Source organism: Streptomyces sp. NPDC052114, assembly GCF_040680155.1.
Taxonomy (GTDB): Bacteria; Actinomycetota; Actinomycetes; order Streptomycetales; family Streptomycetaceae; genus Streptomyces.
This window is the reverse complement of record NZ_JBFAWC010000011.1, coordinates 141899-165760: the sequence shown is the minus strand read 5'-3', so window position 1 is coordinate 165760 and position 23862 is coordinate 141899. Positions and strand designations below refer to the sequence as shown.

Genomic DNA, 23862 nt, shown 5'->3' with positions numbered 1-23862 from the left:
ACCGCGGTCCCGGAGCACCGGCCCGCTCGCCGCAACCGGACCCCGCCCCACCGCTCAAGATCACCGCGTGCAGAATGACCCGTATGCCGATATCGAACACGCCGACGTCGACGACCCCCGACGACGCGCCGCTGATCAGCCGCACCCTGACCCGCGCCTTCGACGACGACCCGATGATGCGCTGGTTCTTCCCCGACGCCGCCTCGCGCGAGGCGGCGCTCGGCCGCTACTTCACCACGATCTTCACGCGGCAGTACGGCCTGCACGGCGTGTGCGAACGCACCGACGCGGCGGCCGCGTTCTGGGTGCCGGCGGACGCGCAGGACAAGGCCGTGCCCGACGCCGCGACCATCCAGGAGCTCCTGGACATCCTCGGCGACCGGGCCGGACTCTTCCGGGACGCGGTCGAGACGGCGGCCGAGCACACGCCCCAGGAGCCGCACTGGTCCCTGGCCCTCATCGGCGCCGACCCGGCCGCCCAGGGACAGGGCCACGGGTCGGCCCTGCTGCGCTCGGGGCTCGCGCGGGCCGACGCCGCGGGCCTGCCCGTCTACCTGGAGTCCTCCAAGCCGTCCAACATCCCCGTCTATGAGCACTTCGGGTTCACCGTGCGCGAGGAGATGCGGCTGCCGGGCGAGGGCCCGGTGCTGTGGACGATGTGGCGCGCGCCGCGGCGCCCGGACGGCGCCCCCGCGGACGCGGCCTAACCCACGATCCCCCGCTCCCGCGCCGCCGCGAGCCACGCCGGGAACTCGCCCACCAACTGGTCGTACAGCCGTTCGTCCGGCACCGCCAGCGGGTCCGTCCCGGCGTGGAAGAAGCCCGCGTTGTCCACGGGCCGCTCAGCGGGGACGGCGAGTTCGTCGAGCCTGCGCAGATAGTCGAACTGCTTGCTCGCCGGGTCGCCGAAGCCGATGAACTGCCAGAACAGCGGAAGCCTCGCCGCCTTGCACAGATAGCGCTCGGCGGCGGGCCTGCTGATCGGGCCGCCGTCGGTCTGGAAGACGACGAGCGCGGGCGCGGTCGAGCCGCTGTCCAGGTAGTGGTCGATGACCGCGTCCATCGCCACGTGGTAGCTGGTCCTGCCCATGTGCCCGAGCCCGGCGACGATCTCGTCGACGCGGCCGCGGTGGTTGTCGAGGGCGATGTCGGTGACCGCGTCGATGTCGGTGGAGAAGAAGACGGTCGGCACGATCCCGTCGTCGTCGAGGTGGGCGGACAGGCCGAGGACGCGGTCGGCGAGCGCCTGGACGCTGCCGTCGGCGTAGTACGGGCGCATGGAGCCGGAGTGGTCGACGACGAGGTAGACGGCGGCCCGCGCCCCTTCGAGCCCGTGCTTGCGCAGGGACACCCCGGCACTCTTGTAGAGGCCGACCAGCGCGGGCGCCGCGTCCTCCACCTTGCGCAGACTGATCGCAGGTCCCATGCGCCGCTCCGTTCCTCGGTGGCGGACCGCCACCGTGCCGGTCCGTCGGCGGTCGAGGGTACGGGGCGCGGCCGGTCCGGCGCGTCATGGCTCTTCTTCCTTGCGCATATGACTGCTAGAGATATTCCTCTTCGTCCGGTGTTCGTCCTATGCGAGGAGGCGCGTCATGGGCGGTGTCCGGGAGATCTCCCACGGGCTCGACGGCAGGACGGTGCTGATCACCGGCGCGGGCCGGGGGCAGGGCGCGGCGGAGGCGCGGCTGTTCGCCGCGGCCGGGGCGCGGGTGGTGGTCACGGACGTGCGTGAGGAGGAGGGGCGCGAGGTCGCCGGTTCCCTCGGGGACCAGGGCGTGTTCGTACGTCATGACGTCACGGACGCGGCGAGCTGGGCGTCGGCCGTGGCCCGTGCCGTCGAGGCCTTCGGGCGGCTGGACGCCCTGGTGAACAACGCGGCGCTGTGGCGCACGGCGTCCGTGGAGGACGAGACGTACGAGAACTTCGAGGCGCTGGTCCGGGTCAATCTCCTGGGGCCGTTCCTGGGCATCCAGGCGGTGCTGCCGGCGCTGCGGGAAGCCGGTGGCGGGTCGGTCGTGAACGTGTCGTCGACGGCCGGGCTCGTCGGGATCGCGGGGCACGCGGCGTACGGGTCCACGAAGTTCGGGCTGCGGGGGCTGACGCGTTCCTCGGCGCTGGATCTGGCGAAGTACGGGGTGCGGGTCAACTCCGTGCACCCGGGGGCGATCGACACCCCGATGATCTCCGCGGCCTCCGCCGGGCGGGACTGGTCGCATCTGCCGCTGGGCAGGATGGGCCGCCCGGAGGAGGTCGGCGAGCTGGTGCTGTTCCTGGCGTCGGACGCGTCGTCGTACATCACGGGCGCGGAGTTCGCCGTGGACGGCGGGTCGACGACGGGGTGAGCGCCCGGTGGGTCAGTGGCGGTCGGTCAGGTACACCGAGCGCAGCTTGAGGCGGTCGGTGGCGGGGTGCCCGTGCGGACGCAGCGTCCAGGAGTCGCCGGTGCAGTCCGGCTCGGTGAACACCATCGCCCATACGTCGGTGTCGTTGTGCGGGGCGAAGGCGGGCTCGGAGGCGTCCGGGTCCGCGGCCTCCGGCAGGGTGACGCAGCCGGGGCTCGGCGGGTCGTGCAGGGTGATCGACTGCGGGTGGCCGTCGGGGCCGGCGAACTTGTAGGAGAAGTCGCCGGTGGCGGCGCTCGCGGAGGTCGGCAGGGTGACGACGAGGGCGAGCGCGCCGAGAGCTGCGGCGGCGGTGTGGCGAAGACGCATGAAGACCTTTTCCGTCGGGGGAGCCGGTCCGTGCGGCCCGGCTCGTGGATGCCTCTGCCGCATCCCCTGACGGCGGTCCCTGGATGCGCGGTGTCACCCGTGCGGGTGTGCCGCATCGATCCTTCGTCCGCCATGTGGGCTACCCGGGCCGCCGAGGCCCGGACCTGTGGACCACCGGGCCGGCGCCGCCGCCCGTCGCTCAGCCCGCCTGGTCCTGGAACGCGGGCAGGGCGAAGATCCGCGTCTTGGCGTCGTCGTCCATCAACTCGACCAGCGGCATGACCAGTTCCCACAGGTCCTGCTTGTCGACCTCGCGGGCGAGCGCGTCGAGGTCGGGCGCGGGCAGCGCCCCCGCGGTGTCGGCGACGACCTTGCGGGACGCGACGGGCAGCGCGTCCACCAGGGGCAGGAACTCGGCCCACAGTCCGGTGGCGACGACGGCCCGCACGACTCCGCCGAGCACGTCCGCGCCGCGCAGCGAGGGCAGTTCGGCCACCGCCCGCCGCTCCTGTGCGCCGAGCAGTGCGACGAGCGGCAGCAGGGACTCCCACAGGTCCTGCTCGGCGACCGTCGTGACGAGCGAGTCGAGGCGGTCACCGGGCTGTCCGGCGGCGAGCGAGGCGATGCGGGCGCGCTGCTCGCCCGTGACCATGCCCGCGACGGCGAGCGCCTCGGGCCACAGTCCGCCGGCGGCGGCCGAGCCGATGACGGAGGCGAGCCGTTCGGCGCCCATCAGGTCGATGATGTGGCCGAGCCGTTCGGGTTCGTCGACGGCGAAGCCCGTCCTGAGGACGGCGGCGTCGTCGACCTGCGGCAGGATGCGGCGCAGCGCGGCGTCCGGGAGGTGGCCGACGAAGCGGCCCATGGTCGGATGGTCGCCGCGTTCGGCGAGGGCGACGGCGACGCGGACGAGGAGGTTCTCGTCCAGGTGGTCGACGATGCCCTTGATGCGGCGGGGGTCGAGGTGGGCGCACGACTCGGCGGTGAAGGACACCGGGAGCTTCTCGATGATGTCGGCGGCGCGCGCCGGTTCCAGGCGTCCGGCGACGGCGGCGGCCAGGCGCGGGCCGAGCGCCTTCTGCGAGATGGCGGCGGCGACACCGGCGGGCACCAGTTTGGTCGCGGCGGCGATCCTGTCGAGCATGTCGGGTGCCCGGTCGAAGAGCGCCGCGACGCTCTGGGCGCGGAAGCGGCGTACGTCGTCGACGGGCAGCGCCTGGAGGAAGGCGAGCGTGTCCGGTTCCACGTCGAGCAGGCGGGCGATCTTGAGGGTCTCGGCCCTGCCGCGCAGCTTGTCCATGCTGACTCCTCGCTCCTGTCGGCTAGCGGAAGAGAATCCGGCGTACGGGGCCGCGGGCCAGCGCGGGCACGAGTTTGAGCGCCTCCTCGGCGGCCTCGTTCAGGCCCGCGGCGCGGTTCTCGCGCTGTCTCTTCAGCGCGTCGGCCAGCGCGGTGAGCTGTTCGGGCGCCAGTTGCCCGAAGGACTCCGGTGGTGTGTCGCGCAGCTCCGCGCCCAGCTGTTCCCGTCGCTCGTGTGCTTCGGTGCTCACGTCGCCTCCCCGGGCCGACCCCCATGGCGGGGTACGGGTCCCGAGACTGGCGCCGAATTGACTATTAGTCAATAGAGTCGGATCCGGTCCTTGGGGCGTCGAATCCGGAAGACGCGCTACCGCACAAGCGCACGTAATCTTGCGCGAATGAAACGCGCCGGTCTCCTTCTCCTCATCGCCGTGGCCCCTCTGGCCACGGTGGCCGCCTACCTCCTGGGCGACGACGCGGACGACGGCGGCACCGACGCGAAGGGCCCCCGGGCCGGGCGTCCGTACGACAAGGACAGGACGGCGGCCGAGATCAGGGCCGACGACGAGCTGATCGAGCAGCTGCCGCCCGGCCTCGCCGCCCCCGCCAAGAAGGACCTCGCCAACAAGCTCGTCGCGAGCGCGGAGAACTCGACGCTGAACTGGCGCGGCCAGTACGGCTACATCGAGGACATAGGCGACGGGAACGGCTACACCGCGGGCATCATCGGCTTCTGCACCGGCACCCACGACCTGCTGACCCTCGTCGAGCGCTACACGAAGGACCACCCGGACAACGGCCTGGCCCGCTATCTGCCCGCCCTGCGCGCGGTCGACGGCAGCGACTCGCACGAAGGCCTGGACCCCGGCTTCACGAAGGCGTGGCGGGCGGAGGCCGCCGAGCCCGCGTTCCGGCGGGCCCAGGACAGGACGCGCGACCGCGTCTACTTCGACCCGGCGGTGCGCCTGGCCAAGCTCGACGGGCTCGGCACGCTCGGCCAGTTCATCTACTACGACGCGATGGTCCTGCACGGCCCCGGCACGGGCCCCCGCGGTTTCTACGGCCTGCGCGAGGCCGCACTGAAGGAGGCGAACACGCCCTCCCAGGGCGGCAAGGAGAAGGCGTACCTCGACATCTTCCTCGACATCCGCACCAAGGCGATGAAGGAGAAGAAGGCCCACCGCGACACGACCCGCGTGGAGACGGCCCAGCGCCAGTTCCTCTACGACGGCAATCTGGGCCTGCGGACTCCGCTGACCTGGAAGGTGTACGGGGAGACGTTCAAGGTGCCGTAGTCCGCACCGTGAACGCCTCCCCGCGGGCGGTGGGTCAGCCCTTGACGGCGCCCGCCGCCAGGCCCGAGCCGAGCTTGCGGTGCACGATCACGAAGAAGATCATGACCGGCAGCGTGACCAGCGTGGAGCTGGCCATGACCGGACCCCAGGCCGTGGAGTTCTCACCGAAGAACTGGTAGATGCCCACGGCCGCCGTGTACTTGTCGCTGCCCTTCATGAACGTGTACGCGAAGACGAACTCGTTCCACGCCGTGATGAAGGCGAAGATCGAGGTGGCGACGAGCCCCGGCGCGACCAACGGCAGCAGCACCGACCAGAACATCCGCGGCCAGGACGCCCCGTCGATGTAGGCGGCCTCCTCGACCTCCTTGGGGATGGTCGCGACGAAGCCGCGCAGCGTCCAGATGGCGAAGGGGAGCGAGAGCGCGATGTAGACGATGCTCAGTCCCAGCAGGGAGTTGAGCATGTCGTAGTCCCGCATCTGGATGAAGAGCGGGATGACAAGGGCCTCCAGCGGCACCATCTGCACGATCAGGATCATGATCAGTACGGAGGTGCGGAAGCGGAACTTGAACCGGGCCACCGCGATGGCCGCGAAGAGCGAGAGCAGCGCGGCCGCGACGATCGTGGCGAGGCCGACGACCGCCGAGTTCAGCAGGTACGTGCCGAAGTTGCCCTTCTCGAAGACGAAGGTGAAGTGCTCGAAGCTGATGCCGCTCGGCAGCACGTCCGAGCCGCGCAGGGAGGCCTTCGGGTCCAGCGCCGTGGAGATCATCCAGTAGACGGGGAACAGCGTGAAGACCAGGAGCGCCACGACCGCGGCCGGGAGGCCGATGCGCGAGGCGAGGGTGGTGCGGCGGGTACTCACAGGTCCTCCTCGCCCTGCCGGAACAGCGTGCGGATGTAGACGATGGTGATCACCAGGAGCAGCACGGTCAGCAGGACCGCGGCCGCGGCGCCCGTGCCGTAGTCGTTCTTGGCGAAGGCCTGGATGTAGGAGAAGACGCCGAGGTTGTAGACGTCCTCGTTGGAGCCGTCGCCGCCCGGCTGGAGATAGATCTGGGTGAAGACCTTGAAGTCCCAGATGGTGGAGAGGATGGTCACCACCAGGAAGACGGGCTTGATCGTCGGCACGGTGATGTTCCAGAACCGCTGCCAGGCGTTCGCGCCGTCCAGCTCCCCCGCCTCGTACAGCTCCTTGGGGATCGTCATGAGTCCCGCGAGGACGGTGATGGCGACGAAGGGGAAGCCGTGGTGGATGACGTTGAGCGTGGCGATCGCGTAGAACGGGCCGCGCTCGGTGAACCAGTTGGTGGTCTCCGGGTCGATCAGGCCGATCGACCCGGCGAGCTGGCTCATCATGCCGTCCTGCGGCTGGAAGAGCCAGATCCACACGTACGTGCCCGTGACCGCCGGCATCGCCCAGGCGGCGAGGATCGCGATCGAGCAGATCACCCGCCAGGTGGACCCCAGGCGGTTGAGCAGCAGCGCCACCAGGGTGCCGAGCGCGACGGTGAGGCCGACGCAGGCGACGGCGAAGAAGACGGTGTTGGGCAGGACCGTCTTCCACAGCAGTCCGCTGGAGAGGAGGTCCTTGTAGTGGTCGAATCCGGTGAACGTCCCTACGCCGCCGCCGAACTTGACCTCGTAGTCCTGCAGGGAGAGCTTGCCGACCTGGATCAGCGGCCAGAGCAGCAGGCCCGCGAGGACCACGAGGGAGGGGGCGAGCAGGAGCCAGGGGCGGGTGAGGTTGATGAGCTTCTTGCGGCGGCGGGCCGCCTCGGCCGCGCCGTCCGGCTGCCGGGGGCCGGGGCGGGCCGGGGATTCCGGCCCGCCGCTGACGAGCGTGTCTTTCACGGTGTCGTGTCTTTCACGAGGTTGGCGTCCTTGACCGTGGCGAACTCGCCCGTGCCTACTCGTCCTTGGCGAAGATCGCGTCCATGTCCTTGGCGGCCTTGTCCGCCGCTTCCTTGACCGACGACTTGCCGGTGAGGATCGACTGGACCATGCCGGGGATGACCTTCGAGGCCTGGATCTCGCCGTACGCCTTGGTCTTGGGGACGGTCGCGCCGGCCTCCAGCATCTGCTTGGCGAACGGCTCGACCAGCGGGTCCTTCTTCGCCTCGATCTTCTTCAGCTCGGAGTTCTGGCCGGGGAAGTAGTTGGTCTGCTCGGCCCACTTGGCGGCGAACTCACCGGTGGTCAGCATCTTCACGAACTCCCAGGACAGGTCCTTCTTGTCCGTGTTGAACGTGGACAGGTAGGAGCCGCCGAGGAACGACTTGCTCATGCCGCCGTTCTCGCCCGGGATCGGCACGGCGCCGAGCTTGCCCTTGAGGTCGGGGTTCTTGTCGACGATGGCCTTCGGGGTCCAGTTGCCGCCGATGGCCATGGCGACCTCACCCTTGTTCCAGGCGTCGCCGACCTCCTTCTCCGTCCAGGTGTTGACCTTGGCCGGGGAGACCTTGTCCTTGGTGGCGAGGCCCGTGTAGAACTCGATGCCCTTGATGGCCTCGGGCGAGTTCACGCCGGACTTCCACTTGCCGCCGGACTCGGTGGCCAGTTCGCCGCCGGCGCCCCAGATGAAGGGGGCCGCGAACATCTCGGCGCCGCCCGCCACCGGGAAGGAGACGAGCTTCGGCTCCTTCTCCTTGAGCGTCTTGGCGGTGGCCTGGAGCTCCTTCCACGTGGTCGGGGGCTTCAGGCCGTGCTTCTCGAAGATGTCCTTGCGGTAGACGATGCTGCGGACGCCCGCGTACCAGGGCATGCCGTACTGCTTGCCGCCCAGCGTGCCGGCGTCCTTGAGGCCCGCGACGAGGTCGTCGTTCAGGCCGGACTTCTTCACCTGGTCGGTGACGTCGACGAGGGCGCCCGTCTCGGCGAACTGCGGCACCCAGGTGGTGCCCACCTCGGCCACGTCGGGCACCTGGTCCTCGCCGCCCTCGATGGCGGTCGTGAACTTCTTCTGGGCCGAGGCCCACTGCTGGTACTCGACCTTGATCTTGGCGCCGGTCTTCTTCTCGAAGGCCTTCCCGGCCTCGTCGAAGAACGGCCGGGCGTCGGGGTTGGTCCCCTCCATGATCCATACAGTGAGGGTCTTGCCCTTGCCGTCGGTGGCCTTGTCGCCCGAGTCGCCGTCATCCCCACCGCACGCCGTGGCGGTCAGTCCGAGACTCATGGCGATACAACCAGCGGCGATGACACGTCGATTCATGCCGGCCCCCTCCAGGTTCCGATTGGTGGGAGCGATTGTGGTCACACAGGACGGAGGCGGTCTAGACCCATTGGGATAAGCGGCCGAACCGTAATGAGGGTTGCGAGTGACGCAACATACGCTCATGCCATTGCGCACCACGCAACGCAACCGTCACGGCGCGGCGCCGTCCAGCGCCGCGCCGCCTTGACGGGAAGGGCCGCGAACGCCACGACGCCCGCCTCCGTCCGGTCGGGGACAAAGCGGGCGCCGCGTCAGTTCCGCACACCGTTGTGCGGGACGTATGAGGGGTCGTACGGACGAGACCGTACGGGAAGGAACCGTAAGGGTTAGACCGTCAGGGAACGGTCCGTCGGACGGATCGGGGCCGGAAGATCACTCGCACCGGTGAGGAAGCGGTCCACTCCGCGCGCCGCCGAGCGGCCCTCGGCGATCGCCCAGACGATGAGCGACTGGCCGCGGCCGGCGTCGCCGGCGACGAAGACACCGGGGACGTTCGTCTGGAACTCGCCGTCGCGCGCGACGTTGCCGCGCTCGTCGAGGTCCAGGGCGAACTGGTCCACGAGGCCGTTCTCGCGGTCCGTGCCGGTGAAGCCCATCGCCAGGGTGACGAGCTGGGCGGGGATCTTCCGCTCGGTGCCCGGCTTCTGGGTCAGCTTGCCGTCGACGAACTCGACCTCGATGAGGTGCAGGAACTGGACGTTGCCGTCCTCGTCGCCCTCGAAGTGCGTGGTCGAGACGGAGTAGACCCGCTCGCCGCCCTCCTCGTGCGCCGAGGTGACCTTGTAGAGCATGGGGAAGGTCGGCCACGGCTGGTGCGGGGCGCGGTCCTCGCCCGGCCGGGGCATGATCTCCAGCTGGGTCACGGACGCCGCGCCCTGGCGGTGCGCGGTGCCCACGCAGTCCGCGCCGGTGTCACCGCCGCCGATGACGACGACGTGCTTGCCCTCGGCGGAGACCGGCGTGGTGACGTAGTCGCCCTCCTGGACCTTGTTGGCCAGGGGCAGGTACTCCATCGCCTGGTAGACGCCCTTCAGCTCCCGCCCGGGGACGGGGAGGTCACGGGCGGTCGTGGCGCCCGCCGCGATGACCACGGCGTCGTACCGCTTGCGCAGCTTCACCGCGTCGATGTCACGGCCGATCTCCACGCCCGTGCGGAACTTGGTGCCCTCCGCGCGCATCTGCTCGATGCGCCGGTTGATGTGCCGCTTCTCCATCTTGAACTCGGGGATGCCGTAGCGGAGCAGTCCGCCGATGCGGTCGGCGCGCTCGTAGACGGCGACCGTGTGGCCCGCCCGGGTCAGCTGCTGGGCGGCGGCAAGGCCCGCCGGGCCCGAGCCGATGACCGCGACGGTCTTGCCGGACAGGCGCTCCGGCGCCTGCGGCTTGACGTCGTTGGAGTCCCACGCTTTGTCGATGATGGAGACTTCGACGTTCTTGATGGTGACGGCCGGCTGGTTGATGCCGAGCACGCACGCCGCCTCGCACGGCGCCGGGCACAGCCGGCCCGTGAACTCCGGGAAGTTGTTCGTGGCGTGCAGCCGCTCGGACGCGGCCGACCAGTCCTCGCGGTAGGCGTAGTCGTTCCACTCGGGGATGAGGTTCCCCAGCGGACAGCCGTTGTGGCAGAACGGGATGCCGCAGTCCATGCAGCGCGAGGCCTGCTTGGAGATGATCGGCAGGAGCGAACCGGGAACGTAGACCTCGTTCCAGTCCTGGACGCGCTCGCCGACGGGACGGCTCTGCGCGACCTCACGGCCGTGGTTCAGAAAGCCCTTGGGATCAGCCATTGGTCGCCGCCTCCATCATCTTCTCGGTGATCTCGGTCTCGGAGAGACCGGCTCGCTCGGCGGCGTCCTTGGCGGCGAGCACTGCCTTGTACGTGCTGGGGATGATCTTGCTGAAGCGGTCCACGGCGGTGTCCCACTCCGCGAGGAGCTTCTCGGCGACGGTCGAGCCCGTCTCCTCCTGGTGGCGGCGCACCACGTCGTGCAGCCACTGCTTGTCGGTGTCGTCCAGCGGCTCGATCGCCGCCAGGTTCCCGGCGTTGACGTTGTCGCGGTCGAGGTCGACCACGTACGCGATGCCGCCCGACATGCCGGCCGCGAAGTTGCGGCCCGTCTCGCCGAGGACGACGGCGTGGCCGCCGGTCATGTACTCGCAGCCGTGGTCGCCCACGCCCTCGGAGACCACCGTCGCGCCGGAGTTGCGGACGCAGAAGCGCTCGCCGGTGCGGCCGCGCAGGAACAGCTCACCGCCGGTCGCGCCGTACGCGATGGTGTTGCCCGCGATCGTCGAGTACTCGGCGAGGTGGTCGGCGCCCCGGTCGGGCCGGACCACGATGCGGCCGCCCGAAAGGCCCTTGCCCACGTAGTCGTTGGCGTCGCCTTCGAGGCGCAGCGTCACACCGCGCGGCACGAAGGCGCCGAACGACTGGCCCGCCGAGCCGGTGAAGGTGATGTCGATCGTGTCGTCGGGCAGGCCCGCCCCGCCGAACTTCTTCGTCACCTCGTGGCCGAGCATCGTGCCGACCGTGCGGTTGATGTTGCGGATCGCGACCTGCGCGCGCACCGGCTGGGCGTCGGTCGCGCCGGACGCGGCGAGCGCGTCGGCGGAGAGCTTGATCAGCTCGTTGTCGAGCGCCTTCGCCAGACCGTGGTCCTGGACCGTGATCTGGTGGCGCACGGCGCCGGCCGGCAGGTCCGGCACGTGGAAGAGCGGCTCCAGGTCCAGGCCCTGCGCCTTCCAGTGGCTGACGGCCCGGGTGGTGTCGAGCAGCTCGGCGTGGCCGACGGCCTCCTCGATGGAGCGGAAGCCCAGCTCGGCGAGGAGCTCGCGGACCTCCTCGGCGATGAACTCGAAGAAGTTCACGACGTACTCGGCCTTGCCGGAGAAGCGCTCGCGCAGCGCCGGGTTCTGCGTGGCGATGCCCACCGGGCAGGTGTCGAGGTGGCAGACGCGCATCATGACGCAGCCGGAGACGACGAGCGGCGCGGTCGCGAAGCCGAACTCCTCGGCGCCGAGCAGCGCGGCGACGATGACGTCACGGCCGGTCTTGAGCTGGCCGTCGGTCTGCACGACGATGCGGTCGCGCAGGCCGTTGAGCAGCAGGGTCTGCTGGGTCTCGGCGAGGCCGAGCTCCCAGGGGCCGCCCGCGTGCTTGAGCGAGGTGAGCGGGGACGCGCCCGTGCCGCCGTCGTGGCCGGAGATGAGGACGACGTCCGCATGGGCCTTGGACACACCGGCCGCGACCGTGCCGACGCCGACCTCGGAGACCAGCTTCACGTGGATGCGGGCCGCCGGGTTGGCGTTCTTGAGGTCGTGGATCAGCTGGGCGAGGTCCTCGATGGAGTAGATGTCGTGGTGCGGCGGCGGCGAGATGAGGCCGACGCCCGGCGTCGAGTGACGCGTCTTGGCGACCCACGGGTAGACCTTGTGGCCGGGCAGCTGGCCGCCCTCGCCGGGCTTGGCGCCCTGGGCCATCTTGATCTGGATGTCGTCCGCGTTGACCAGGTACTCCGAGGTCACGCCGAAGCGGCCGGAGGCGACCTGCTTGATGGCGGAGCGGCGCGCCGGGTCGTACAGGCGCTCCGGGTCCTCGCCGCCCTCACCGGTGTTGGACTTGCCGCCCAGCTGGTTCATGGCGATGGCGAGGGTCTCGTGCGCCTCGCGGGAGATCGAGCCGTACGACATGGCGCCGGTGGAGAAGCGCTTGACGATCTCGCTGACCGGCTCGACCTCGTCGACGGGGATCGAGGGGCGGTCGCTCTTGAAGCCGAAGAGTCCGCGCAGCGTCATCAGGCGCTCGGACTGCTCGTTCACGCGGTCCGTGTACTGCTTGAAGACGTCGTAGCGGCGGTTGCGCGCGGAGTGCTGGAGGCGGAAGACCGTCTCGGGGTCGAACAGGTGCGGCTCGCCCTCGCGGCGCCACTGGTACTCGCCGCCGATCTCCAGGGCACGGTGCGCGGAGGGGACGCCGGAGGCCGGGTAGGCCTTGGCGTGCCGGGCGGCGACCTCCTTGGCGATGACGTCGAGACCGGCGCCGCCGATCTTCGTGGTCGTGCCCGCGAAGTACCGCTCCACGAAGGCCTGCTGGAGGCCGATGGCCTCGAAGACCTGGGCGCCGCGGTAGGAGGCGACGGTCGAGATGCCCATCTTGGACATGACCTTCAGGACACCCTTGCCGAGCGCCTTGATGAGGTTGCGGATCGCGTCCTCGGCCTCGATGCCGGGCAGGAACGTGCTGGCGCGGACCAGGTCCTCGACGGATTCCATGGCGAGGTAGGGGTTGACCGCGGCGGCGCCGTAGCCGATCAGGAGGGCCACGTGGTGGACCTCGCGGACGTCGCCCGCCTCGACGAGCAGGCCCACCTCGGTGCGCTGCTTCGTACGGATGAGGTGGTGGTGGACGGCCGCGGTGAGCAGCAGCGAGGGGATCGGCGCGTGCTCGGCGTCGGAGTGCCGGTCGGAGAGCACGATGAGGCGGGCGCCGGCCTCTATGGCGGCGTCGGTCTCGGCGCAGATCTCGTCGATGCGGTCGGCGAGCGCGTCGCCGCCGCCGCCGACGCGGTAGAGGCCGGAGAGGGTCGCGGCCTTCATGCCGGGCATGTCGCCGTCGGCGTTGATGTGGATGAGCTTGGCCAGCTCGTCGTTGTCGATCACCGGGAAGGGCAGGGTGACGCTGCGACAGGACGCGGCGGTCGGGTCGAGCAGATTGCCCTGCGGGCCCAGCGAGGAGTTCAGCGAGGTGACGAGCTCCTCGCGGATGGCGTCCAGCGGCGGGTTGGTGACCTGCGCGAACAGCTGGGTGAAGTAGTCGAAGATCAGCCGCGGGCGCTCGGAGAGGGCGGCGATCGGGGTGTCCGTGCCCATGGAGCCGAGCGGCTCGCCGCCGGTCTTGGCCATCGGCGCGAGGATGACGCGCAGCTCTTCCTCGGTGTAGCCGAAGGTCTGCTGGCGGCGCGTGACGGAGGCGTGCGTGTGCACGATGTGCTCGCGCTCGGGCAGGTCGGAGAGCTCGATCTCGCCGGCTTCCAGCCACTCCTGGTACGGGTTCTCGGCGGCGAGGGCGGCCTTGATCTCGTCGTCCTCGACGATGCGGTGCTCGGCGGTGTCGACGAGGAACATCCGGCCGGGCTGGAGGCGGCCCTTGCGGACGACCTTGGCGGGGTCGATGTCGAGGACGCCGACCTCGGAGCCGAGGACGACGAGGCCGTCGTCGGTGACCCAGTAGCGGCCGGGGCGCAGGCCGTTGCGGTCGAGGACGGCGCCGACCTGGGTGCCGTCGGTGAAGGTGACGCAGGCCGGGCCGTCCCAGGGCTCCATCATCGTGGAGTGGAACTGGTAGAAGGCGCGCCGTGCCGGGTCCATGGAGGCGTGGTTCTCCCAGGCCTCCGGGATCATCATCAGCACGGAGTGCGGCAGCGAGCGCCCGCCCAGGTGCAGCAGTTCGAGCACCTCGTCGAAGGACGCGGAGTCGGAGGCGTCGGGCGTGCAGATCGGGAAGATCCGGTCGATCTTCTCCTGGCCGAAGAGGTCCGAGGCGAGCTGCGACTCACGGGCGCGCATCCAGTTGCGGTTGCCCTTGACGGTGTTGATCTCGCCGTTGTGCGCGACGAAGCGGTAGGGGTGCGCGAGCGGCCAGCTCGGGAACGTGTTCGTCGAGAAGCGGGAGTGGACGAGCGCGACGGCGGTGGCGAAGCGGCGGTCGGACAGGTCCGGGAAGAAGGGCTCCAGCTGGCCGGTGGTCAGCATGCCCTTGTAGACGATCGTGCGGGCGGAGAGCGAGGGGAAGTACGTCCCGGCCTCGCGCTCGGCGCGCTTGCGCAGCACGAACGCCTTGCGGTCAAGATCAAGGCCCTTGGTGTCGCCGTCGGCGACGAAGATCTGCCGGAAGACGGGCATCGTCGAGCGGGCGGTGGCGCCGAGCAGCTCGGGGGCGACGGGCACGTCGCGCCAGCCGAGGACGGTCAGCCCCTCCTCCGAGGCGATCGTCTCGATCTGCGAGACGGCGGCGTCGGTGGTGCCGGCGGTGTCGACGGGCAGGAAGGCGATGCCGACGGCGTAGGCGCCGGCTTCGGGCAGCTCGAATCCGGCCTCTTCGCGCAGGAAGGCGTCCGGGACCTGGAGCAGGATTCCGGCGCCGTCGCCGGAGTCGGGCTCCGAGCCCGTGGCGCCGCGGTGCTCGAGGTTGCGCAGTACCGTCAGCGCCTGTTCGACCAGCTCATGGCTGGCAACACCGGTGAGGGTGGCCACGAACCCGACACCGCAGGCGTCGTGTTCGTTACGGGGGTCGTACATCCCCTGGGGGGCGGGGCGACCGTCCATGGGCGACCAGGCGTGGGTACGCATCGGCACTCCCGTCGTCGTCGTGTGCATAGGCAATGAGCGAGGGACGACGTTGGCCCTGGCGAAATTTCGTGCAGGTTACATGATGGAACGCTTCTCGAAAAGCGGATAGTTCATTCCACCATGTGGACACCGCTCGCGCAGGTGGGGAGCGGTTCAGAGGGGACCTTTGCGGACAGATCAATGGCCGAAGGCCCGAAGCGACACAGGCCTCATTGCCCGCAGCGCTTACGGCTCATGCCCGGTGGTCATGGAATTGAAACCGCCGAGTAACGGCTACTTATGCAAGGTCCCGCATAGGCCTGCACTGCCTTATCCTACGGCGGTCCCGAACAGGCTGCCCAGGGCGTACGTCACACCGGCCGCCGCACCGCCGAGCGCGAGCTGCCGCAGACCGCTGAACCACCAGGACCGCGCCGTCACCTTGGCCACCACCGCACCACAGGCGAAGAGCCCCACGAGCGCGAGCAGCAGCGCGGGCCACAGCACGGTGGCACCGAGCAGATACGGCAGTACGGGAAGCAGGGCGCCCAGCGCGAACGCGCCGAAGGACGACACCGCGGCGACCAGCGGCGAGGGCAGGTCGCCCGGGTCGATGCCGAGCTCCTCGCGGGCGTGGATCTCCAGGGCCTGCTCGGGGTCCTGCGACAGCTGCCGGGCGACCTCGCGGGCCAGCTCGGGCTCGACGCCGCGCGAGACGTAGAGCGCGGCGAGCTCCCGCTCCTCGTCCTTGGGGTGCTTGCGCAACTCGCGCCGCTCGACGTCCAGTTCCGCCTGCACCAGCTCGCGCTGGGAGGCCACGGAGGTGTACTCGCCCGCGGCCATGGAGAAGGCGCCGGCGGCCAGGCCCACCAGACCGGTGACGACGATGGTCTGCTGCGAGGCGGCACCGCCCGCGACACCGGTCATCAGCGCCAGGTTGGAGACGAGTCCGTCCATCGCCCCGAAGACGGCCGGGCGCAGCCAGCCACCGTTCACGTCGCGGTGGGTGTGGTTGTCGCGGTGCGCCTCGTGCAGCGTCGCTTCGGTCTCGATGATCGCCATGGTGGTGAGCCCCCTCAATGTGCTTGGACAACGTCGAAAGTACGCGCGAAAAAAATCTCCCGCCAGCAAGGAAGGCCGTACTTACCTGCGAAAACGCGGGGTTTTGCGATCCTTTTCGGCCGCCGCGAGAGGGGTGCGTCCGGGGTCCGGAAGGGGGTGCCCGAAGGGGTGACGTCGGCCCGTCGGATGCTCGCGCGCGGGGCGCCGCGTGGGAGGGATAGGGACGTGAGCGACCTCCTGGAAAGGGCGCGCGGCGCGCTCCTCGGCCTCGCCGTCGGCGACGCGCTCGGCGCGCCCGCGGAGAACATGAAGCCGTCCGAGATCCGGGCCCGTTGGGGCCGGATCACCGGATACGTCGCCGAGCATCCGGCCGGCACGGACGACACGGAGTACGCGATCTTCTCGGGACTGCTGCTCGCCCGGCACGGCTCGGCGCTGACCGTCGCCCATGTCGAACGGGCCTGGCACCAGTGGATCGCCGACCTGGACGAGGGCCCGTTCCGCGGGGCGGGCTTCAGCGAACGCGGCACGCTGGAGAACCTCCGCCGCGGCCTCACGGCCCCCATCACGGCCCAGCACCGGCACGCCTGGAGCGACGGTCTCGCGATGCGGGCCGCCCCCTTCGGGGTCTTCGCCGCGGGCCGGCCCGCCGAGGCGGCCCGCCTGGTCGCGATCGACGGCTCCGTCAGCCACGACGGCGAGGGCATCTACGGCGGCCAGGCGGTCGCGGCGGGCGTCGCCGCCGCGATGGCCGGGGAACCGGTGCGGTCGGTGGTGGCCGCGGCCCTCGCCGTCATCCCCGAGGACTGCTGGACGTCCCGCTCGCTGCGGCGCGCCGTGGCGGTCGCCCACCGCGGCGAACGCGCGGTGCGCTCCGCGGTGGTGATCGGCGGCTACCCCTGGACGGACCTCGCGCCGGAGGCGGTGGGCCTGGCCTTCGGGGCGTACGCGGCGGCGCGCGGGGAGTTCTCGGCGGCCGTCCTGACCGCGGTCAACATGGGCCGCGACGCGGACACCACGGCGGCGGTCGCGGGCGCGCTGTCCGGCGCCGCGTGCGGGGCCTCGGCGATCCCCCAGCCCTGGTCCACCGCGATCGGCCCGGCCCGCGGCTCCTGCCTCCCCTCGATGCGGGGCCACCACGTCCTGGACATCGCGGAACTGCTGACCCCGGACGAGGAGGGCAGATGACTGGTACGGACGGATACGGCCCCTCTGCGGGCAGGCGGTCCACACCCGCCCCCGCCGTGGGCAGGCGTTCCGCAGGGCGAGTGGGGCATCCCCCGGTCGAGCGGAGCCGAGAGCTCGGGGAAGGGTGGGCACAGCCCCCGGTGCCGGGCGCCGTTCAAGGGGGCGTTCACGAAGCCGACGTGTCGGCGCCCAAGATCGAGGGCCTCCTCCTCGGGCTGGCCGCGGGCGACGCCGCCGGGTGGCCCGCCGCCCGGCACCGCGCGGCGAGGATGCCCGAGTGGACCCGAAGACTGACCAGGGAACTGGACACCTTCGCCGAGCAGAACGCCACGACCACCCTCCCCGTCCCGATCGCCCTGAACCAGCCCCCCGAGCCCCTGCGGCTCGGCCCCTCGGACGACGCGGAGTGGGCGGCGTTCACCGCCGAGTCCCTGCTCCGCGCGGCGGACGGCACCCTCACCACCCCCCTTCCCCCGCACCGCCGGGTCCGCGCCACCCTGGACCTGGCGTGGTCCGCCCTCGCCGCCGAGGTCGCCGCCGCCTCCGCCCGCGCCCCGGAGGTCGAGTCCGCCGTCCTCCCCCTGCGCGCCCGCATCTCCGTCCGCGCCGGCCTCGGCAACCTCGCCGCGGGCCTGCGCCCGCCCGCCACGGGCCACGACAACCCGCACTACTTCGACGACGCGGCCTGCGTACGCGCCTGCGTGCTCGCCCTCGTCCACCCCGGCGACCCCGAACGGGCCGCGGACCTCGCGGAGTTCGACGCCCGCTACACCCAGGACGGCGACGGCGTGCACGGCGCCCGCGCGATGGCCGCGGCGATCGCGGCCGCCCTGACCGACACCGACGTCGACACGGCCGTGGACGCCGCCCTCGCCGAGCTCCCCGCGCACACGGAGATCGGCCGCAACGCCCGGCACGCCGTGAAGCTCGCCCGCGCCCAGCCGGACGACGGCGCCTTCGCCCTGGTCCCCCTCCTGGAGCACCAGATCGTCGACCACGTCTACAGCTACGGCATCGCCGCCGCCGAGACCGTCCCGGTCGCCCTCGCCCTGACGACCGCCGCGCGCGGCCGTATCGCGGAGGCGGTGCCCGCCGCCGCCTGCCTCTCGCGCGTCGCCGACTCCGCCCCCGCGCTCGCCGGGGCGCTGACCGGCGTCCTCGGCACGGCGGCCGCGATTCCCGAGGCCTGGCGGGAGGCCTGCCGCACCCTCTCGGGCTGTGCGCTCCCCCGTCTCGCGGGCACCGACCTGGTGGAACTCGCCGGGCACCTGGCAGACACGGAACCGACCACTCCAGGTGGACAATCCCGACATGACGACCATGACGCCACGCACTGAGCCGTCCCTGTCCGACCGCATCACGGGCAGCCTCGTCGGAGCCGCGGTCGGCGACGCGCTCGGCGGCCCCGTCGAGGGGTACGCCCCCGAGCAGATCGCCGAGCGGCACGGCGGCCGGGTCCAGGGCATCGTCGGCCCCTGGAACGGCGACCGCTGGCGCACCGCCCGCCCCATCGCGCCGTACCACAAGGGCGACGGGCACGTCACCGACGACACCTTGATGACCCACGCGCTCGTGCGCGTGTACGCCGCCGTCCGCGACCACCTCGACGCCTACTCCGTCGCCGAGCACCTGGTCCCCGACCTGATGACGACACCGCGCTGGATCCCGGAGCTGGAGGCCGAGGCACTCCCCCTCCAGCGGATCTTCCTCGCCGAGAAGTGGCTCGTCGCCCGCGTCCACTACGGCCACGTCGACCCGCGCGAGGCCGGCACCGGAAACATCGTCAACTGCGGCGCGGCGATGTACATGGCGCCGGTCGGCCTGGTCAACGCGGCAGACCCGGCGGCCGCGTACGCCGAGGCGCTCGACGTCGCGGGCGCCCACCAGTCCTCGTACGGCCGTGAGGCGGCGGGCGTCTTCGCGGCGGCCGTCGCGGCGGCCTGCGCGCCGGGCGCCACCGCGGACGCCGTGGTCGAGGCGTGCCTGGACCTCGCGAAGGACGGCACGCGCGCGGCGATCGAGGCGGTGGCGGAAGTGGCCGCGGGGCACCGGGACTTCGAGACGGCCCTGGCGCCGATCCGGGCCGCCGTCGCCCCCTTCGACACGGTCGGACCCGACTACCGCGCCCCCTCCCTCGGCGCCCGCCGCCCCTCCCGCCTGCACGCCATCGAGGAACTGCCCGTCGCCCTCGGCATGCTCCTGACCGGCGAGGGCGACTACCGCCGCACGGTCCTCGGCGCGGTCAACTACGGCCGCGACTGCGACTCCATCGCCACGATGGGCGGCGCGCTCGCGGGCGCCCTGCGCGGCGAGGCGGCGGTCCCCGCGGACTGGGCCAAGCGGGTCGCCGAGGCCAGCCGCCTCGACCTGCGCGCCCCGGCGACGGCGCTCACGGAGATCGCCGAGGAGATCTTCGCCCGCGACGTACGCCGCCGCCGCGCCCACGAGTCGGCCTTCGCGGCCCTGACGGCCACCCGATGATCCGCCTGACCTGGGTCCAGCCGGAGGACCTGATCGGCCACGAACTCGCCCAGTCGGAACTGGAGGGCCGCGACGTGGCACCGCTACGCACCCGCTGGCTCGACGCGGGCGGCCACCTGGCACCGGCAACAGCGGGCGCCTCGCCCACCCCGGCACCACCCCATCTACGGGCCCTGGCGGAACAACTCCTGGACGAACTGGCCCCACCGCCCCCGTTGCGGGCAGGCGTTCCGCACGGCGAGTCGGGCATCCCCCGCTCGCGCGAAGCCGAGAACTTGCACGCCCTACGGCACCGCCTCCACGCCGCCTGGCTCGGCAGAGCCGCAGGCTGCCTCCTGGGCAAGCCGGTCGAGAAGCTCCCGCTGGACGGCATCCGCGCCCTCGCCAAGGCAACAGGGAACTGGCCCCTCCACACCTGGTTCACGGAAAGAGGCGTCCCGCCCGAGCTGAGGGCCACGTACCCCTGGAACCGCCGCTCCGCGCCGACCTCCCTCGCCGAGAACATCGACGGCATGCCGGAGGACGACGACCTCAACTACCCCCTCCTCAACCTCGTCCTCCTCCAGCGCCACGGAAAGACCTTCACCACCACGGACGTGGCAAGGCTCTGGCTCGACGAGCTCCCGGCGGGCCGCACGTTCACCGCCGAACGCATCGCGTACCGCAACCTCCTCGACGGCATCGAGCCCCCGCACACCGCCACCCACCGCAACCCCTTCCGCGAGTGGATCGGCGCGCTCATCCGCGCCGACCTGCACGGCTGGACGAACCCCGGCGCCCCGGAGGCCGCCGCCGAGCAGGCGTACCGCGACGCGGCCCTGACCCACACGGAGAACGGCGTGCACGGCGCGGTGTTCGCGGCGGCCACGATCGCGGACGCGGCGACCGGACGCGCGGACGTCCACCAGTGCCTGAACACCGGCCTCGCCGCCGTCCCTGCGGCCTCGCGTCTGGCCGAGGCCGTCCGCCACGCCGTCCGACTCGCCCACGGCACACGGGACTTCGACGAGGTGGTGGACCGCCTCCACGAGCGGTACGCCACCCACCACTGGGTCCACGTCGTCCCGAACACCGCCCTCGTCGCCGCCGCCCTCACCCACGCCGACGGCGACTTCACCGGCTCCATCACCCGCGCCGTCTCCGGCGGCTGGGACACCGACTCCAACGGCGCGACCGCAGGATCGGTCGCCGGTCTGCTGGCCGGCCGCCCGGACCGGATCCCCGACCGCTGGACCACTCCCCTCAAGAACCGGCTCGCCACGTCCATCGGCGACTTCGACGGCATCGGCTTCGACACCCTCGCAGAACTCACCGCCCGGGAGGCGCACCGCCCATGACAGACCCGACGAAGACCCCCCACATCGCCGTCCTCGGCAGCGCGAACATGGACCTCGTCGCGTACGTCGCCAAGGCCCCGGAGCGCGGAGAGACCGTCACGGGACGCGAGTTCCGCACGGTTCCCGGCGGCAAGGGCGCCAACCAGGCCGTCGCGGCGGCCCGCGCGGGCGCCACCGTCTCGATGATCGGCGCGGTCGGCACCGACGCCTTCGGCACACAGCTGCGCACCTCGCTGGAGCAGTCCGGCGTCGACACGGACCTGCTGCGCACCGTGGAGACGCCCACCGGCACCGCGCACATCGTCGTCGACGACGAGGGCGGCAACGCGATCGTCGTCATCCCCGGCGCCAACGGCACCGTCACCGCCCTGGCCCCCGGTGACGAGGGCCTGATCGCCTCCGCCGACACCCTGCTGCTCCAGCTGGAGGTGCCCGTCGACGGGGTGCTCGCCGCCGCGCAGGCCGCCCGCAGGCACGGCGTGCGCACCGTCCTGACCCCGGCCCCCGCCCGCCCCCTGCCGCCCGAACTCCTGGCCGCCACCGACCTGTTGCTGCCCAACGAGCACGAGGCGGCCGCCCTCACCGGCATCACCGACGACCCGTACGCCGCCGCCGGGGCGCTGCTCTCCCAGGTCCCCGAGGTCGTCATCACGCTCGGCTCGCGCGGCAGTCTGTACGCGGCACGCGGCGCCGAGCCCGTCACGGTCCCGGCCCGGCAGGTCACGGCGGTCGACACGACGGGCGCGGGCGACACCTTCGCGGGCACCCTCGCCGTCGCGCTGGCGGAGGGCAACTCCGTCGTGGACGCGCTGAGTTGGGCCTCCTGCGCGGCGGCCCTCTCCGTGCAGCGCCCGGGGGCGTCGGCGTCCATGCCGTACCGCACGGAGATCGACGGCGCGGCGGACGGCGGATCATGACCGCGCCCCTGACCGGTCTGCGCGTCCTCGACCTGGCCACCCTCTTCGCGGGTCCCCTCGCGGCCACGATGCTCGGCGACTTCGGCGCGGAGGTCATCAAGGTCGAGCACCCCACGCGCCCCGACCCCTCCCGCGGCCACGGCCCCTCGAAGGACGGCGTCGGGCTGTGGTGGAAGCTGCTGGGCCGCAACAAGCGCACGATGACGCTCGACCTGTCGACGCCCGGCGGCCGTGACACCCTGCTGCGCCTGGCCGCCACCGCCGACGTGCTCGTCGAGAACTTCCGCCCCGGCACGCTGGAGAAGTGGGACCTGGGCTGGGCCGAGCTGCACGCCGCCAACCCCCGGCTGGTGCTGACCCGCGTCACGGGCTTCGGCCAGTTCGGCCCGTACGCCCGCCGCCCCGGCTTCGGCACGCTCGCCGAGGCGATGAGCGGTTTCGCCGCGGTCACCGGCGAGCCGGACGGTCCCCCGACCCTGCCGCCGTTCGGCCTCGCCGACTCGATCGCGGGTCTGGCGACGGCGTACGCGGTGCTGACGGCCCTCGCGGCCCGCGACCGCACGGGCGAGGGCCAGGTGGTGGACATGGCGATCATCGAGCCGATCCTCACGGTCCTCGGCCCCCAGCCGCTCTGGTACGACCAGCTCGGCCACGTCCAGCCCCGCACCGGCAACCGCTCCACGAACAACGCGCCCCGCAACACCTACCGCACGGCGGACGGCGACTGGGTCGCGGTCTCCACCTCCGCCCAGTCGGTCGCGGAGCGCGTGCTGCGGCTGGTCGGCCGCCCCGAGCTGATCGCCGAGCCGTGGTTCGCCTCGGGCGCCGGCCGGGCCCGGCACACGGACGTCCTGGACGAGGCGGTCGGCGGCTGGATCGCCCGGCACACCCGCGCCGAGGTGATCGAGGCCTTCGAGAAGGCGGAGGCGGCGGTCGCGCCCGTCCAGGACGTACGCGACGTCATGACGGACCCCCAGTACGCGGCCCTGGACACGATCACCACGGTCCACGACCCGGAGCTGGGCCCCCTGCGCATGCAGAACGTCCTCTTCCGTCTCTCCGCCACCCCCGGCGCGATCCACTGGGCGGGCCGCCCGCACGGCGCCGACACCGACGCGGTCCTGACCGAACTCGGCCTGTCCGAACGGGAGATCACCACCCTGCGCAAGGAGGGCGCCCTGTGACCGCCCTGTCCCCCCTGACCTGGCTGTACGTCCCCGGGGACCGCCCCGAGGTGGTCGCCAAGGCCCTGCACGCGGGCGCCGACGTGGTGATCGTCGACCTGGAGGACGCGGTCGCCCCCGACCGCAAGGAGTACGCGCGCGCGGCGACCGCCGAGCTCCTCTCCGAGCCGCAGCCGCTCCCCGTCCACGTCCGCGTGAACGCCCTGGACGGCCCGCTGGCGGAGGCCGACCTGCGCGCCGTCGCCACGCTCCCCGGCGTCGCGGGCCTGCGCCTGCCCAAGGTCGTCAGCCGCGCGGAGGTCGTCCGGGTCGCCGACCGCGCGGCTCTCGCCACCGCCGAACCCCCTGCCCTGCACGCCCTCGTCGAGTCGGCGCTCGGCCTGGAGCACGCCTTCGCCATCGCCACCGCGCACCCGGCGCTGCGCGGCATCTCGCTCGGCGAGGCCGACCTCCGCGCGGACCTCGGGGTGCGCGACGGAGCGGGCCTGGACTGGGCGCGCTCCCGCGTGGTGGTGGCCGCGCGGGCGGCGGGCCTGGCCCCGCCCACCCAGTCGGTCCACCCGGACATCCGGGATCTGGACGGCCTCACCGCGTCCTGCGCCCACGGCCGCGCCCTCGGCTTCCTCGGCCGCGCGGCGATCCATCCCCGCCAGCTGCCCGTGATCGAACGGGCCTACCTCCCCTCCCCCGAGGAGATCGAGCGCGCGGAGGAGATCACCAAGGCGGCGGCCACGGACGAGGGCGCCCTGGCCCTCCCCGACGGCCGCTTCGTGGACAAGGCGGTGGTGGAGGGGGCGCGGCGGGTCCTGGCCCTGGCCCGGCGGGTCTAGCGCCGTACGCAGTC

20 protein-coding genes are annotated in these 23862 nt (G+C 71.9%); 10 read left to right on the top strand and 10 right to left on the bottom strand.

All coding sequences use genetic code 11. The annotated features are described in order from the left end of the window. Positions 1–83: 83 nt before the first annotated feature. A complete protein-coding gene (locus tag AB0L89_RS24835; protein ID WP_365144695.1) occupies positions 84–707 on the top strand; it encodes a GNAT family N-acetyltransferase in 624 nt (207 codons plus the stop codon). On the opposite strand, the gene AB0L89_RS24830 is transcribed toward AB0L89_RS24835, so the two are convergent. Then, positions 704–1426, bottom strand: a complete 723-nt coding sequence (locus AB0L89_RS24830; RefSeq protein WP_365144692.1) for a VWA domain-containing protein — start codon at positions 1424–1426, stop codon at positions 704–706. The genes AB0L89_RS24835 and AB0L89_RS24830 overlap by 4 nt on opposite strands. Positions 1427–1592: 166 nt before the next feature. Between AB0L89_RS24830 and AB0L89_RS24825 the strand changes: the two genes are divergently transcribed. After that, entirely contained in the window at positions 1593–2342 is a 750-nt protein-coding gene (locus AB0L89_RS24825) for a glucose 1-dehydrogenase (protein WP_365144689.1), read from the top strand. Between the two features lie 12 nt (positions 2343–2354). Here AB0L89_RS24825 and AB0L89_RS24820 read toward each other — a convergent pair whose 3' ends face one another. The 3 genes from AB0L89_RS24820 to AB0L89_RS24810 all read right to left on the bottom strand — a co-directional run bounded on the left by AB0L89_RS24820 (position 2355) and on the right by AB0L89_RS24810 (position 4261). After that, positions 2355–2711, bottom strand: coding sequence for a hypothetical protein (locus AB0L89_RS24820; RefSeq protein ID WP_365144686.1), 357 nt, complete (start codon positions 2709–2711; stop codon positions 2355–2357). Between the two features lie 199 nt (positions 2712–2910). Then, positions 2911–4011, bottom strand: coding sequence for a hypothetical protein (locus AB0L89_RS24815; RefSeq protein WP_365144683.1), 1101 nt, complete (start codon positions 4009–4011; stop codon positions 2911–2913). Positions 4012–4033: 22 nt separating this feature from the next. After that, positions 4034–4261: a hypothetical protein gene (locus tag AB0L89_RS24810; protein WP_365144680.1), complete on the bottom strand. Its 228-nt coding sequence runs from the start codon at positions 4259–4261 to the stop codon at positions 4034–4036. Between the two features lie 147 nt (positions 4262–4408). On the opposite strand from AB0L89_RS24810, the gene AB0L89_RS24805 reads away from it, so the two are divergent. Beyond that, positions 4409–5305: a chitosanase gene (locus AB0L89_RS24805; RefSeq protein WP_365144677.1), complete on the top strand. Its 897-nt coding sequence runs from the start codon at positions 4409–4411 to the stop codon at positions 5303–5305. A 34-nt stretch (positions 5306–5339) separates the two neighbouring features. On the opposite strand, the gene AB0L89_RS24800 is transcribed toward AB0L89_RS24805, so the two are convergent. From AB0L89_RS24800 to AB0L89_RS24775, 6 genes are all read right to left on the bottom strand, one after another. Then, a complete protein-coding gene (locus AB0L89_RS24800) occupies positions 5340–6173 on the bottom strand; it encodes a carbohydrate ABC transporter permease (RefSeq protein WP_365144674.1) in 834 nt (277 codons plus the stop codon). Further along, on the bottom strand, positions 6170–7162 hold the full coding sequence (locus AB0L89_RS24795; protein WP_365144671.1) for a sugar ABC transporter permease: 993 nt from the start codon (positions 7160–7162) through the stop codon (positions 6170–6172). Before AB0L89_RS24795 ends, AB0L89_RS24800 begins: the two co-directional genes overlap by 4 nt. A gap of 55 nt (positions 7163–7217) precedes the next feature. After that, positions 7218–8483 (bottom strand): sugar ABC transporter substrate-binding protein, encoded by a 1266-nt coding sequence (locus AB0L89_RS24790; protein ID WP_365144667.1) that lies wholly within the window; start codon positions 8481–8483, stop codon positions 7218–7220. Between the two features lie 365 nt (positions 8484–8848). Then, positions 8849–10309, bottom strand: coding sequence for a glutamate synthase subunit beta (locus AB0L89_RS24785; RefSeq protein WP_365144664.1), 1461 nt, complete (start codon positions 10307–10309; stop codon positions 8849–8851). Further along, the gene (gene gltB, locus AB0L89_RS24780) at positions 10302–14819 is read right to left on the bottom strand and encodes a glutamate synthase large subunit (RefSeq protein WP_365145200.1); all 4518 of its coding nucleotides are present in this window, start codon (positions 14817–14819) and stop codon (positions 10302–10304) included. Before gltB ends, AB0L89_RS24785 begins: the two co-directional genes overlap by 8 nt. A 360-nt stretch (positions 14820–15179) precedes the next feature. Further along, entirely contained in the window at positions 15180–15911 is a 732-nt protein-coding gene (locus AB0L89_RS24775) for a VIT1/CCC1 transporter family protein (RefSeq protein WP_365144661.1), read from the bottom strand. Positions 15912–16097: 186 nt separating this feature from the next. Here AB0L89_RS24775 and AB0L89_RS24770 point away from each other — a divergent pair, with 186 nt between their 5' ends. The 7 genes from AB0L89_RS24770 to AB0L89_RS24740 are packed head-to-tail and all read left to right on the top strand — an operon-like array spanning position 16098 to position 23848. Then, positions 16098–17099, top strand: coding sequence for an ADP-ribosylglycohydrolase family protein (locus AB0L89_RS24770; RefSeq protein ID WP_365145197.1), 1002 nt, complete (start codon positions 16098–16100; stop codon positions 17097–17099). Beyond that, positions 17096–18436, top strand: a complete 1341-nt coding sequence (locus AB0L89_RS24765; RefSeq protein ID WP_365144658.1) for an ADP-ribosylglycohydrolase family protein — start codon at positions 17096–17098, stop codon at positions 18434–18436. Before AB0L89_RS24770 ends, AB0L89_RS24765 begins: the two co-directional genes overlap by 4 nt. Next, positions 18420–19580: an ADP-ribosylglycohydrolase family protein gene (locus AB0L89_RS24760; RefSeq protein WP_365145194.1), complete on the top strand. Its 1161-nt coding sequence runs from the start codon at positions 18420–18422 to the stop codon at positions 19578–19580. The genes AB0L89_RS24765 and AB0L89_RS24760 overlap by 17 nt, the downstream gene beginning before the upstream one ends. Next, positions 19577–20917: an ADP-ribosylglycohydrolase family protein gene (locus AB0L89_RS24755; RefSeq protein ID WP_365144655.1), complete on the top strand. Its 1341-nt coding sequence runs from the start codon at positions 19577–19579 to the stop codon at positions 20915–20917. Before AB0L89_RS24760 ends, AB0L89_RS24755 begins: the two co-directional genes overlap by 4 nt. Continuing rightward, entirely contained in the window at positions 20914–21834 is a 921-nt protein-coding gene (gene rbsK / locus AB0L89_RS24750; protein WP_365144652.1) for a ribokinase, read from the top strand. Before AB0L89_RS24755 ends, rbsK begins: the two co-directional genes overlap by 4 nt. Beyond that, complete coding sequence (locus AB0L89_RS24745) at positions 21831–23018, top strand: CoA transferase (RefSeq protein ID WP_365144650.1); 1188 nt, start codon at positions 21831–21833, stop codon at positions 23016–23018. The genes rbsK and AB0L89_RS24745 overlap by 4 nt, the downstream gene beginning before the upstream one ends. After that, positions 23015–23848 (top strand): CoA ester lyase, encoded by an 834-nt coding sequence (locus tag AB0L89_RS24740; RefSeq protein WP_365144647.1) that lies wholly within the window; start codon positions 23015–23017, stop codon positions 23846–23848. Before AB0L89_RS24745 ends, AB0L89_RS24740 begins: the two co-directional genes overlap by 4 nt. The last annotated feature ends 14 nt before the right edge of the window (positions 23849–23862 follow it).

What these genes read in the sequence shown, in the direction of transcription:
- AB0L89_RS24770 (WP_365145197.1), top strand. Translation starts at nt 16,098, where the DNA reads ATGCTCGCGCGCGGGGCGCCGCGTGGGAGGGATAGGGACGTGAGCGAC.
- AB0L89_RS24755 (WP_365144655.1), top strand. Translation starts at nt 19,577, where the DNA reads ATGATCCGCCTGACCTGGGTCCAGCCGGAGGACCTGATCGGCCACGAA.
- gltB (WP_365145200.1), bottom strand. Translation starts at nt 14,819, where the DNA reads ATGTACGACCCCCGTAACGAACACGACGCCTGCGGTGTCGGGTTCGTG.
- AB0L89_RS24830 (WP_365144692.1), bottom strand. Translation starts at nt 1,426, where the DNA reads ATGGGACCTGCGATCAGTCTGCGCAAGGTGGAGGACGCGGCGCCCGCG.
- AB0L89_RS24805 (WP_365144677.1), top strand. Translation starts at nt 4,409, where the DNA reads ATGAAACGCGCCGGTCTCCTTCTCCTCATCGCCGTGGCCCCTCTGGCC.
- AB0L89_RS24825 (WP_365144689.1), top strand. Translation starts at nt 1,593, where the DNA reads ATGGGCGGTGTCCGGGAGATCTCCCACGGGCTCGACGGCAGGACGGTG.
- AB0L89_RS24760 (WP_365145194.1), top strand. Translation starts at nt 18,420, where the DNA reads ATGACGCCACGCACTGAGCCGTCCCTGTCCGACCGCATCACGGGCAGC.
- AB0L89_RS24790 (WP_365144667.1), bottom strand. Translation starts at nt 8,483, where the DNA reads ATGAGTCTCGGACTGACCGCCACGGCGTGCGGTGGGGATGACGGCGAC.
- AB0L89_RS24820 (WP_365144686.1), bottom strand. Translation starts at nt 2,711, where the DNA reads ATGCGTCTTCGCCACACCGCCGCCGCAGCTCTCGGCGCGCTCGCCCTC.
- rbsK (WP_365144652.1), top strand. Translation starts at nt 20,914, where the DNA reads ATGACAGACCCGACGAAGACCCCCCACATCGCCGTCCTCGGCAGCGCG.
- AB0L89_RS24775 (WP_365144661.1), bottom strand. Translation starts at nt 15,911, where the DNA reads ATGGCGATCATCGAGACCGAAGCGACGCTGCACGAGGCGCACCGCGAC.
- AB0L89_RS24835 (WP_365144695.1), top strand. Translation starts at nt 84, where the DNA reads ATGCCGATATCGAACACGCCGACGTCGACGACCCCCGACGACGCGCCG.
- AB0L89_RS24785 (WP_365144664.1), bottom strand. Translation starts at nt 10,309, where the DNA reads ATGGCTGATCCCAAGGGCTTTCTGAACCACGGCCGTGAGGTCGCGCAG.
- AB0L89_RS24745 (WP_365144650.1), top strand. Translation starts at nt 21,831, where the DNA reads ATGACCGCGCCCCTGACCGGTCTGCGCGTCCTCGACCTGGCCACCCTC.
- AB0L89_RS24815 (WP_365144683.1), bottom strand. Translation starts at nt 4,011, where the DNA reads ATGGACAAGCTGCGCGGCAGGGCCGAGACCCTCAAGATCGCCCGCCTG.
- AB0L89_RS24765 (WP_365144658.1), top strand. Translation starts at nt 17,096, where the DNA reads ATGACTGGTACGGACGGATACGGCCCCTCTGCGGGCAGGCGGTCCACA.